This window comes from Vibrio sp. 2134-1, from assembly GCF_033339495.1.
The window spans coordinates 1-11689 of the sequence record NZ_JAWOUS010000003.1 but is presented as its reverse complement, the minus strand read 5'-3'; the positions used below and the strand labels follow the sequence as shown (position 1 = coordinate 11689).

The 11689-nt window shown below is 45.0% G+C and carries 10 protein-coding genes; 3 read left to right on the top strand and 7 right to left on the bottom strand.

Going from position 1 to position 11689, the window contains the following annotated elements; translation table 11 throughout:
• Positions 1-98 precede the first annotated feature (98 nt).
• Together R7R78_RS04705 and lldD are read left to right on the top strand one after the other, a co-directional pair.
• The gene (locus R7R78_RS04705) at positions 99-1790 is read left to right on the top strand and encodes an L-lactate permease (protein WP_213904626.1); all 1692 of its coding nucleotides are present in this window, start codon (positions 99-101) and stop codon (positions 1788-1790) included.
• Positions 1791-2104: 314 nt separating this feature from the next.
• The gene (gene lldD, locus R7R78_RS04700; protein WP_005383962.1) at positions 2105-3244 is read left to right on the top strand and encodes an FMN-dependent L-lactate dehydrogenase LldD; all 1140 of its coding nucleotides are present in this window, start codon (positions 2105-2107) and stop codon (positions 3242-3244) included.
• A gap of 90 nt (positions 3245-3334) precedes the next feature.
• Here the strand turns inward: lldD and R7R78_RS04695 are convergent, their stop codons facing one another.
• A complete protein-coding gene (locus R7R78_RS04695; protein WP_005375109.1) occupies positions 3335-3682 on the bottom strand; it encodes a helix-turn-helix domain-containing protein in 348 nt (115 codons plus the stop codon).
• 301 nt (positions 3683-3983) lie between these two features.
• On the opposite strand from R7R78_RS04695, the gene R7R78_RS04690 reads away from it, so the two are divergent.
• Positions 3984-5087: a mechanosensitive ion channel family protein gene (locus R7R78_RS04690; protein ID WP_213914758.1), complete on the top strand. Its 1104-nt coding sequence runs from the start codon at positions 3984-3986 to the stop codon at positions 5085-5087.
• Positions 5088-5159: 72 nt separating this feature from the next.
• Here R7R78_RS04690 and R7R78_RS04685 read toward each other — a convergent pair whose 3' ends face one another.
• The 6 genes from R7R78_RS04685 to R7R78_RS04660 all read right to left on the bottom strand — a co-directional run bounded on the left by R7R78_RS04685 (position 5160) and on the right by R7R78_RS04660 (position 11270).
• Complete coding sequence (locus R7R78_RS04685) at positions 5160-5879, bottom strand: carbonic anhydrase (RefSeq protein WP_225473310.1); 720 nt, start codon at positions 5877-5879, stop codon at positions 5160-5162.
• 141 nt (positions 5880-6020) lie between these two features.
• Positions 6021-6989 carry a spore coat U domain-containing protein gene (locus R7R78_RS04680; RefSeq protein ID WP_054702583.1) on the bottom strand — a complete coding sequence of 323 codons (969 nt, stop codon included), beginning with the start codon at positions 6987-6989 and terminating at the stop codon, positions 6021-6023.
• Positions 6986-9412 (bottom strand): fimbria/pilus outer membrane usher protein, encoded by a 2427-nt coding sequence (locus R7R78_RS04675; protein WP_406707361.1) that lies wholly within the window; start codon positions 9410-9412, stop codon positions 6986-6988. Before R7R78_RS04675 ends, R7R78_RS04680 begins: the two co-directional genes overlap by 4 nt.
• Entirely contained in the window at positions 9412-10167 is a 756-nt protein-coding gene (locus tag R7R78_RS04670) for a molecular chaperone (RefSeq protein ID WP_025768578.1), read from the bottom strand. Before R7R78_RS04670 ends, R7R78_RS04675 begins: the two co-directional genes overlap by 1 nt.
• Positions 10168-10187: 20 nt before the next feature.
• A complete protein-coding gene (locus tag R7R78_RS04665; RefSeq protein ID WP_213970689.1) occupies positions 10188-10685 on the bottom strand; it encodes a spore coat U domain-containing protein in 498 nt (165 codons plus the stop codon).
• A 39-nt stretch (positions 10686-10724) separates the two neighbouring features.
• Complete coding sequence (locus tag R7R78_RS04660) at positions 10725-11270, bottom strand: spore coat U domain-containing protein (protein WP_005375099.1); 546 nt, start codon at positions 11268-11270, stop codon at positions 10725-10727.
• Between the last annotated feature and the right edge of the window lie 419 nt (positions 11271-11689).

The window sequence follows — 11689 nt, the reverse complement described above, 5'->3', positions numbered from 1 at the left end:
AGTAAATTCACGCCAAATTAACAAAACCATTACAACAAAAAGTCACCTCTACAGCGGATTGACACCGTTCGAGAAGTCAGCGTACGAAGGATGTACAAATGAGTGAAACCCTACTTGCCCTAGTGGCATTTTCGCCAATTGTTGTTGCCGCCATCTTATTGGTTGGTCTCAACTGGCCTGCTAAAAAAGCCATGCCTGTTGCGTTCGGTCTAACCGTCGCTATCGCACTTATGTTTTGGGATATGTCAGCCAATCGCGTACTAGCCTCCGTATTCCAAGGACTCGGCATTACTGTCTCTGTTCTATGGATCGTGTTTGGTGCCATCTTCTTGCTCAACACTTTAAAACACACTGGAGCGATCACCACAATCCGTAATGGATTTACCGATATTTCGGCTGACCGCCGTGTACAAGCCATCATCATTGCTTGGTGCTTTGGCTCGTTCATTGAAGGCGCATCTGGGTTCGGTACCCCGGCAGCAATCGCTGCACCACTACTGGTTGCAATCGGCTTCCCTGCGCTAGCCGCTGTCCTTATGGGCATGATGATTCAGTCTACGCCTGTTTCATTCGGCGCGGTAGGCACGCCTATCATCGTAGGTGTAAACAAAGGTTTAGACACGCATAACATCAGTGAGTCGTTGGCCGCACAAGGTGCAACGTGGGAAATGTACCTGCAAGATATCACAGCACACGTTGCTGTCATTCACGCAGTCGTAGGTACGATGATCCCGGTATTAATGGCGATGATGTTAACACGTTTCTTCGGCAAGAACAGAAGCTGGAGTGAAGGCCTGGATATTCTACCATTTGCGTTATTCGCTGGTGTCTCTTTCACCGTTCCATACGCGTTAACCGGCGTATTCTTGGGCGCAGAGTTCCCTTCACTTATCGGTGGTTTGGTTGGTCTGTCTATCGTTGTTACCGCAGCGAAAAAAGGCTTCTTAGTACCAAAGACTAAGTGGGATTTCGAAAGCGAAGACAGATGGCCTGCAGAGTGGTTAGGTTCGCTAAAAGTCGATCTAAACGACAATCCGGGCAAGCCAATGAGCATCGTAAAAGCTTGGGTTCCATATGTAATGCTGGCAGTTATTCTCGTCGCAAGCCGCGTAAGCCCTGAGCTGAAAGGCTTTGTACAAAGCGTAAGTTTGTCGTTCAGCAACATTCTTGGTGAGACTGGCGTTAGCGCTGCGATTCAGCCGTTATACCTTCCTGGTGGCATTCTGGTGTTTGTCGCACTACTTGCTGCAATGTTACAAAGCGGCAGCGTAAAGCCATTGCGTGAAGCATTTGGCGAGTCAAGCAAAACACTGATTGGGGCGGGTTTTGTCTTGGTATTTACCATTCCGATGGTTCGTATCTTTATCAACTCAGGCATCAACGGTGCTGACCTAGCAAGTATGCCCGTCACAACCGCAAACTTCGCCTCTGACCTTGTTGGTTCTGCGTTCCCAGCGCTGAGTGCCACCGTTGGTGCACTGGGTGCGTTCATCGCTGGCTCAAACACGGTATCAAATATGATGTTCAGCCAGTTCCAATTCGAAGTGGCACAAACGTTGTCTATTTCGAGCGTGATTGTTGTATCACTCCAAGCCGTCGGTGCTGCCGCAGGTAACATGATTGCGATTCACAACGTTGTTGCCGCATCAGCCACGGTAGGTTTGCTTGGTCGAGAAGGCGCAACATTGCGTAAGACGATTATCCCTACGTTCTACTACATTGTAATGACAGGCATTATTGGATTGGTGCTGATTTATGGCTTCCAAATGACAGATGTCTTAATGAAGTAACGCGAAACGCAGGGTTTGCAGCCCTGCCTAATTTGACACAGCTGTCTGCACTACTACCCCGACATGTTGATTTAGCTTGCTACATCAATTCCCCCGACAGCTGTGTCACTCTTTCCAGTTTGCATAACTGATTGAGTGATTTAAAAAATTTTTCAACCAATTATGTAAATGGGTTACCAACATCACCGGTTCAAACGTAAGTGAACCATAGGTAACTATACTCATTTTGATGTCTTCACTGCTTTGCGATGAAGGCTCAACGAAAGAGCAAATTGCTCCACAACTTTGCTTAGAATAACCGCTAGGACACCATTATGATTATCTCAGCTTCTACTGACTACCGCGCTGCCGCGAAAGCCAAGCTTCCCCCGTTTCTATTCCATTATATTGATGGCGGCTCTTACGACGAACGCACGCTGAAGCGTAATACTGACGATTTAGGTGATGTCGCTCTTCGCCAACGCGTCCTACGCGATATGACAGATTTGAGCCTCGAAACCGAGATCTTCGGTGAGAAACTGGCAATGCCAATCGCGCTAGCTCCTGTTGGTCTAACTGGTATGTACGCGCGCCGAGGCGAGGTGCAAGCAGCAAAAGCAGCCGAGAAAAAAGGCATCCCATTTACTATGTCGACTGTTTCGGTTTGTCCGATTGAAGAAGTCGCACCTGCAATTGAACGTCCAATGTGGTTCCAGCTTTACGTGCTTAAAGATCGTGGCTTTATGAAAAACGTACTTGAGCGTGCAAAAGCAGCAGGCGTAACAACGCTGGTGTTTACCGTTGATATGCCAGTTCCTGGCGCACGTTACCGTGACATGCACTCAGGTATGAGTGGCCCTAACGCGGCCATGCGTCGTGTATTCCAGGCGATGCGCCACCCAAGCTGGGCGCTGGATGTGGGTCTACTTGGTAAACCGCACGACTTAGGTAACATCTCAACTTATCGTGGCGAACCAACAAAGCTAGAAGATTACATCGGCTGGTTAGGCGCAAACTTCGACCCTTCTATCTCCTGGAAAGATCTTGAGTGGATTCGTGATTTTTGGGATGGCCCAATGGTTATCAAAGGCATTCTAGATGAAGAAGACGCGAAAGATGCGGTACGTTTCGGCGCGGACGGCATTGTGGTATCTAACCATGGTGGCCGTCAGTTAGATGGCGTACTTTCAAGTGCTAAAGCACTACCAAGCATTGCGGATGCGGTAAAAGGTGATCTTAAGATCTTCGTAGACTCTGGTATTCGTACTGGTCTTGATGTCGTTCGTATGCTCGCACTTGGTGCAGACTGTACGCTTCTTGGCCGTTCATTTGTGTACGCATTGGCAGCACAAGGCGGAGCAGGCGTTGAAAACCTACTGGATCTGTACGATAAAGAAATGCGTGTAGCAATGACGCTGACTGGCGCTAAGTCTATCGCGGATCTTTCACGCGATTCGCTAGTGAAAATCCCATAATCTTTGCAAGCGAGCAAAACAGAAACGAAAAAACGAGCCAACAGTGGCTCGTTTTTTATTCCTCTTCAACCCGATAATTTGACGAGCAAGCTAGCTAACTTGGTGAACGTACTCGATCACGACTTGGTTTCCGTCGATAAACACGTTACTGATATCGCCATCCACCGTCACACGATTTTGTAAATAAACGGTACCAGATGCAGATAGGTCACGCTCCGTCAAAGACGGAATCACCTGACCAGGACGTACATGTAGCTGCTCGCATAGCTGTTTTACAAAACCTAGCGTCAGTGGAGAATTACCACGTAACAAGCCAGAAAACTCGTGTAGACTCAAACCAAGGCGCTTCGCCATTTCCATTTGAGTGATGTGCATTTTGGCTTTTTGTGACATCCAGATGTCGTAGAGCGCGTTTCGATCCAGCTCTGTAAATTCCATATCTGCCTCCGCTAATTCAAGAGCCAATACACTCTCACACTTACTTAAGATAAATGTTAGCGATAAGTCAGAGAAGTTATAATTGATCGTCCAAATATCAACCCTCAATCATTGTTAGCATACCTCTGAACGTGCATGCGGCGGTCGCTCAGCAAAACGTAAAGGTAACTATCTTGTCATTGGAAGGAAAAGTCCATCTCGGGCGGTTTAGGCATAAGTAAATGATTTAAAGGAAATCACTGGGGTGAAGGAGTAATATCTGCTACCTTTCCTTCCATGGTTCACTAGAAATAAGTTACATATGCCACAGTGGTTTACCGAATTACAAAGCTACATTGAAACGTCTCATCAAAATTGGAGTGGAAGCGTCCTTTTCATTACGCTCGCTAGCTTTATAGCTTGGATAGCTTGGCGGCTGATCCGCTCTCGCCTCGCTGCGCTCGTAGAGAAAACGCCCTTCCACTGGGATGACATGTTGCTTGATGCGCTAAAAGCGCCAGTCAGTACACTCATTTGGTGTTGGCCAGCAACCGTCTCTATCGGCATCATATTAGAGAGCGAGCTCAACGATAAAATAAACTGGTTAAGTACGCTGAAACTGATTTTAATCATCAGCATCTTCGTATGGACCGTTATGCGGCTCATTACCAATGTTGAAGAGCATGTTCTCGAACAAAAGAACCGAGATGAAACAACAGTACAAGCGATAGCTAAGGTCGCGCGCCTGTTCTTTATTACCGTCGGAATTCTAACCGTAATGCAGGCATTTGGTCTGTCACTATCGGGCCTACTTACCTTCGGTGGTGTTGGTGGTTTGATCGTCGGTTTAGCGGCGAAGGATTTGCTGTCTAACTTTTTTGGAGGTCTTATGATCTACTTCGATCGTCCATTTAAAGTTGGCGATTGGATCCGTTCTCCAGACCGACAAATAGAGGGGACAGTAGAACGCATTGGCTGGCGCATGACCATTATCCGAACTTTCGATAAGCGTCCACTGTATGTACCAAACTCAGTGTTTAGCAGCATTGTCGTAGAAAACCCATCTCGCATGCTGAACCGACGTATCTACGAAAAAATTGGACTTCGTTACGACGATGCAGAAAAAATGCCGCAAATTATCACCGCGGTAAAAGAAATGCTGAAAAATCACAAAGACATTGATGCACGCCAAACACTTATCGTCAACTTCGATACATTCGGTCCATCATCGTTGCACTTCTTTATCTATACCTTTACTAAAACCGTGAATTGGGTGAGATACCATGAGGTTAAGCAGGACATACTGCTTAAGGTAATCAACATCATTAAAGAACACGATGCAGATATCGCGTTCCCTACTCAGACGCTTAAGCTTGATCCTATACAAATGGTAAAAGCGGAAGAGCAAGAAGATCACGACTTCTAGTTCTCACCAATACCCAAATAATCAAGCCCGCTGTGTTTAAGCGGGCTTTTTATTTTTCTTCGCATGAAGTGGTTATTGTTGCGTTAACACCATACGTGCATTCAGCGGTTGGATTGGGCGATTGTTTTTCCCCATGACTTCCGAAAAAGATTTTATCTGCTCAGGAGAAATAGTTTGTGCTTCTTTCATCACCAACCAACGCACACCTTCAGAGCATGGTGGTGTCGTTAGTGAGCCGTTAAAGCGGTAGTAGTCTTTATCACTTGGGATAAGGGCATCCGCATCAAATGGAACCTTGATGGTAACATCTTGATCTTTAGTTGGAATGTTAGCTAGCATCTTAGCTAAATCTGGGTTCGCGTCACCCAGTTTAAAGAACACCGCGACAACAGCTAGATGACCTACTTTGTCGGCATGCACAAAGTGTACTTCTAGTGGGTATTCTTTACCATCCACATGGTTTTCAGATGGCGTATGGAAGTGGAACTGTTTCAACGTAAACTCTTTACCATCAATGGTGAGTGTGTTTTTACCTTCTAAACCAGTCTGTAAAGTGTGACCGTTGTTCAGCAGTGAAATTGCCTTACCTTCGTAGTCGAAATCCAATTTTTCTAGCTTCGCTTCGGTCGCCGATTCAATGTTGATTGGGCTCTGGCTTTGACCTTTTGCGCACTCAGATGCAAACTCACCCCAATGAGCTGGCCCATGGTTTCCCTCGTAGCCCCAGCTTGCTGCATAAGCTGTTCCTGTAAATACCAGTGCCAAACCTAATGTTGTTAGTGACTTCTTCATCATTTTCCTTATTTCTGAAAGTTAAATTCCGTGAGAATAAAGCCATACTAATCTCACAAAATTAAGCAGTGACAGAGTGAAAACTATGATTACAAAAGATTTTTGGAATAGAAGCCTCTAATGATGTAATTGACATGATGCTCAAAATTGAACGTCAACGATTATTGAGTCGGTGTAAGTACCTGCAGGAGGGGTCGTTTGGCTGGTTAGTATCTGCGCGCGATAATTATAATTCTGTGGAGTGATACCATCCGGAATGGAGCCGCCAGTATCGACGTCACCGTGTTCACGACGTTCAGAACTGGTGCCTCCCCAGCGCTCCATCGTTGATGACTTATAGATTTCATACTCCAAATAGTGACCACTAGAAATCATTCGCCGCTGACCGCCGGACGCATTTAGGCCGTCATTCAAGCCAATGGAGAAGGAACTATTCTTGGTACAAGTTAACGATATAACCTGACTGACTGGTTCAAAACCGGCCACTAATGGGGACGAACCAAAGTCAATATCTGGCGCCGTGATCATACAATCAGGGGTCACTTCTAACTCAACCGTAATCACGCTTTGAGCGCTGCCATTGGCGCGGCCAATGCATACCCCTAGAACCCCGATACCCTTACAGTAATCCCAAATCCAGGATACGGTGATTTGGTCTTTATAAGTCCCAGCGGAAAGATTACTACCCACTCCCGTCCGAGCATAGAGCGGAAACTCGGCTTGAGTGCCAAACAACCCGAGTAAATCGAGTAACCCGATTTCAAAAAAATTGTAAGTTTGGCCGAATACATACTCTTGTGAAAGACCTGGATCGCCAAAAATCTGATAGCTGAGCTCCGAACTCGGATCATCCTCATTTAATAGCAAACCATTATTTATACTGTTAAACCTTGCTGATACGTAGTCGCCACTTAACAAAGACACAAGTGTAGAAAAGTCACACGTAATCCCCGCATGAGGCTGAGCTGAGCTTTGCTGCTGAGAGCTTGAAACAGTAAACGAAGAAACATTGCCAAACAAGATTAAAGGTGTTGCCGCCGTGAGCTGACAAGCCATTGTCGAGCACGAGAAAAAGAGAAGTAGGCTAGCAAACCAGCTGCGCAAAATCATAGTGCGGTCTCTTCTTCGGCTTTGATACAAACCTGCTCAGGCAATGTTTGTATTTTTTGACTGTCACGCTGATACAACCCCTCAATAAACACTTTACATGGCGGCTGTCCTTGAGGATAAAACTGAATATAGCGGCCTGGGTCAACGCCTTCAAAGTACGTAAAACCATCCCAACCAATTTGGCTTGTTAAGCCCGTTTCTGAGCGGCCATATGTACCAATCCGAAGGAACAAATGATTTTCGTCTACCACCGTCATGCTCAGTGCAATTTGTAGCTCTATTGGGAACTCTAACAGGTAGCCGTAGCCCGAATGTATCGAAGCAAACTGCTCTGTTGCAGAAAACGCAGCATTGGCAGGTAAATTAAGTGGATCGATTTCATATTTGGCGGTGTAATACGCCGTAGCCCAAGGAACAAGTAGGTAACCTTCATCGTCTGTCACTCCGACAATTTGATTTTCATATTTAACCGGAATACCTTCAAAACCACTGGTGCTCACCACAGCGAAGCTGTCATACACTTCATTCGCCGGGAATATTTCTCCATCCAACGTAGAGACCGAACCTGCCATTTCCGCAAAATAATCATAGTCGCCACTGGTGCCATTTAACCCCGCTCTGAACTGCGCCCATGACGCACGGTAGGTCAAATCAGCCTGTTTACGGTTTTCTGGGTGTTCGTTAATATCATGCGCTAAATTGACGCCCCACCCACCTCGTATTGGCGCAAGGCGGCTATAACCCACTCGCCCTCGCACATCGCCATCGTCCTCTCTTTTCAGCGTTAGCCCCGAACTTCCCCCCAAAGAACTGAAAGGTAGAGAGAATTGCGCCAGCGTAACACTCTGACCACCAATACTATGGTTGTAAGAAAGGGACATATTGATATTAAAAGGCAGAGCGTAGCTATAAGTAAGATTTAGGGTACGTGAATCTGAGTCGGATTGTTGAATATCAAAGTACCCACCAGAAAGTGAGCCCCAATCTCCCAAACGGACTCCCATATTGATTTGTGATAGATGGCGCGACGCGAGTGAAGCGTCCTTGCCTTCATCGAGCATTTCATAATTTGGTAAATGAGATAAGGTATAAAAGTCGGCTTGTTCTACTTGAGTTCGAGCAGCGAAGCTAAACAGCCGAGACTGATAACTATAACCTAGCGCATATGAGGTAGATTGATCCTGAAAATTACTCACACGAAACGAGGCATCCACCGTACCCAAGTTGAAAGCATTGGTGACAAAGCCCAGCCCCGCAACGATCAGGTCATCTTTTGCTTCAGCTTGAGCTTCTAATGTTAACCAATCAGTCATGCCATGACGCAGAGCGGTAACCACGCCACCGTCTCCATAGTCGTTAGATGCATTACCGAAATTTTCTCTGATCGCACCAATACTCGCACTGTAAGATGTAAATCCGGTCTTGAGTAGATCGGAAGAGAGAAAAAATGGGCTGGTCATGACCGTTTGCTTACCCTGAGCATCCGTTGCAATTACCGTTGCTTCCCCAGCACCAGAGAGCATTGGAATATCGTTAATAATGAAAGGACCGGGCCCAACATTCATTGAGTCAGTTTTAAAGCCATTGATAAACAAATCTAACGTAGTGGGCGCTGTGACTTCACCGTAAAATGCAGGTAACGGCGTCGTCACGACATCCGGACGCATAGAGAAATCATGTGATAACTGAATACCCGCCAGTCTTACTGGTTGGCTCCAAGATAAAGGGCGAACAATATAGTCCCCTACCTCCATACGAATTCGCTTCTCTTGATTGACGTACTCGTAACTCGTATCAAAACGAGTGTACTGGCTGCTTTGCTGGGACTGAACATCGCGATGAAAGTTAGATTTAAATATCCCGGTAGTAGAAAAAACGCCAAACTCAGAAAAGGCTCTGACTTCATGATTTATAGAAACCTCCTTTTGTCGGCTTTCGTTCTCGTACACACCAAATACGTTGTAGTTAAGCAGGCCACCACGCCCAAACTGAGCCGGGGAAAATCGCCCCATATCCTGCGCTGATAAGCTCTGCATCGGTAACCAATTAGGCGGTACGTCAATTGTAAGTTGCAATGACGATTGCAAGTAACGCACGTTAACTCCTGGGATAGACGTAACCTCAAGTCTCTCTTCAGTTCCAGGCAACGACTTGGCGGTAACCCCAACTGAAATGAGGTCCTCCCGGAGCAAAAAGAACTGATCGCCAACTCGCTCAACTTTCGCAACAAGCCCGGTTGCTCTTTGATTGATCACCAACTCCAGATTGAGGCTAATATTCTCAAACTTTTCTAATGAGAAATTTTCAGGACTCGGTAGCTCAGAGAAGTGGTTTGCTGAATTTGCACAAAGACCAATACTGCTCCACGTTACGCTAAGTAATACCAACCAAAAGAAAGCATTCATTGTATTAAATCTATTCATTATTGCTTCAATGGTATTTGGTAACGTTTACCTCCAATATTCGCGCTCAAACTCAAGGGTCTGACATTACTATGGGGAATAGACCAAACCTTATACTGTTCAGGAAGAATATAGCCAGCTAGTCCATCGGAAATAACGACAGGATCTTTATTTGGTAGGTTCAATTGTAAATTCACTAAGCGAACATGGTGTTTTCCTGAATTTTTAATGTGAACAAAACGCTGATTATTTTTCTTAATAAACTGTGCCTGTAAATCACCCCATAATTCACTGTCACGGTTTGGTTTTTGAGTATCAGTCAGCCCTTTCCCGTAAATAAACAAAGGTATCGAGTAACGCATTCGGACTTTGACAGCGAGTTCATTTTCCGTCAATTCTGTTTGAGGGTTTTGAGTTGGCGGTAATTCATCTATGATCACTCGGTATGCATACTCCTTACCCGCAGAGGCCTCATCTTGGTTGATGATGCGGATTAACTGCTTTTCACCTGGTTCAATTTTGACAAACGGAGGAGTTGCAATTAACTGGCTTTGACTTGAATAACTATCTTCTCCTTCGTTTTGTTCCCACTTAAAAATTCTCACCTGTAAATAAGAATCAACACTGCCTTTATTTACCATCCAAAGTGATGTTGCATTACTCTCCTCTGATATTTTGGGGTAAATCGGCCAAATTAATAATGAGTTAGCGTTGGCATTTGAGAAAAAAACAAAAAGGAAGGTTATTAATAATAGTTTTTTGAGTATGAATTCCATTTCACCCCTCCAAAGTTCACTTACCACTCTAATGTCAGCGTAAGCGTATCCATATAAATTCCAGCCATTTCATTCCCATTTATTGTCGCCTTTGCCCAGATAGGAAACTGAATATTATCTGGGTCTTGGTCAGTATCGACGGAATATTGCGTGTCAATATTAAGCACCTGCGTGTAATTTAGATCCTGGAACAAAAAGTAATCTACCGTTGTCGCTTCTTCACTGTGCTTTAGCTTACGTACACCATCCGATGCATTCATCCCGCCATTTACGGAAACATTCATCGTAATACCCGGAGTACAACTTAATGTGAGTGATGAACTGTAAGTGATGCTGCCTTGTACTTCCGTCGCGTAAACTGAAGAATGCTCACCAAAATCTAACGTACCTATTTGCCCGGCTTGGGTTGGGCTTTCTTCTTGTACTGAGCCGTTAATCAAACAACCTGTATCTACGATGGCAGACACCTGAAAAGTTTGTGTCGCATCAGCCAGCACAGTTAAAGAACACAAACTCATCGCGACAAGTGAAAAGCTCCTAACAACCAGCGTCACGTTTTACCAGCTTAGCGTCACACTGATGGTATCGGAGTATGTACCGGCAATGCTGCTCGTACCGTAAGCTTTCGCAAAAAGCTCAATAGTTTGCGATGTTGCACTAGTAAATTCAGACAGAGCTACCGTCCCGCCTTGTATAATTTGTGTGCTTCGGTCTGAGTCGGTAAACAACGTATAATCAATAAATTGCGCGCCATTTGACATCGCATAGGTACCAACGGTCGCACTTGCATCATACAATCCGGTGCCCAATGTAAACGTCGGTGTCACACCGTTACTACAAAGCACTTCAATACCCGTCGCACTACCACCATTTACCACACCATCTTGTTCACTGAAGATTGCAGGCACGTCTCCAAAGGCGAGTGAGCCAAAGCCAACGCCAGAAGCTGCATCTACCGCATTATTTCCATTAATCACACAACCTTGTACAAGGTTAATTGAAACATCAATCGTACCGCTCACTGACGCTCCACTCGCTTGCCAACTAAATGAGGTTAAGAGCAGAGGCATCATCAGATAAAATCTTTTCATATAAAGCTCCATTTTTACATTCCACTGTATATCGGTAACCTTTTTATTAGTTATAGCTCAATTATGACAAACCAAATGCATATAAAATGTAAAACAATAAAAAGAAGCAGGATAAGGATAAAGACGAACAGCGAATAAAAATATTAAACTTAAAAGTGACGATTTTTAAGCATTTAATGCTAAAAAATAACCACTAAAAACAAATGGTTATTATCTTGTTCCAAATATAGAATCGACAATGAGTTAGAAGGTAGGGTGAAGTTGAGTGGAAAAAATCTAAAAAAGTAGCAGAACGATACGAGAAGTTTAGAAAAGATTGGCGACCATTTCTTCCCGAAACAAAAATCTTCATGAAGTAAATTACCACCTTCTAAAGAAGGTGGCTTTGTGTGAGCCCCCTAAAAGGGGGCCTTTGTTTAGTCCAGCGCCAA

Coding starts and splice junctions, on each gene's coding strand:
- R7R78_RS04695 (WP_005375109.1), bottom strand. CDS start 3,682: ATGGAATTTACAGAGCTGGATCGAAACGCGCTCTACGACATCTGGATG.
- R7R78_RS04665 (WP_213970689.1), bottom strand. CDS start 10,685: ATGAGTTTGTGTTCTTTAACTGTGCTGGCTGATGCGACACAAACTTTT.
- R7R78_RS04705 (WP_213904626.1), top strand. CDS start 99: ATGAGTGAAACCCTACTTGCCCTAGTGGCATTTTCGCCAATTGTTGTT.
- R7R78_RS04670 (WP_025768578.1), bottom strand. CDS start 10,167: ATGGAATTCATACTCAAAAAACTATTATTAATAACCTTCCTTTTTGTT.
- R7R78_RS04680 (WP_054702583.1), bottom strand. CDS start 6,989: ATGATTTTGCGCAGCTGGTTTGCTAGCCTACTTCTCTTTTTCTCGTGC.
- lldD (WP_005383962.1), top strand. CDS start 2,105: ATGATTATCTCAGCTTCTACTGACTACCGCGCTGCCGCGAAAGCCAAG.
- R7R78_RS04660 (WP_005375099.1), bottom strand. CDS start 11,270: ATGGAGCTTTATATGAAAAGATTTTATCTGATGATGCCTCTGCTCTTA.
- R7R78_RS04685 (WP_225473310.1), bottom strand. CDS start 5,879: ATGAAGAAGTCACTAACAACATTAGGTTTGGCACTGGTATTTACAGGA.
- R7R78_RS04675 (WP_406707361.1), bottom strand. CDS start 9,412: ATGAATAGATTTAATACAATGAATGCTTTCTTTTGGTTGGTATTACTT.
- R7R78_RS04690 (WP_213914758.1), top strand. CDS start 3,984: ATGCCACAGTGGTTTACCGAATTACAAAGCTACATTGAAACGTCTCAT.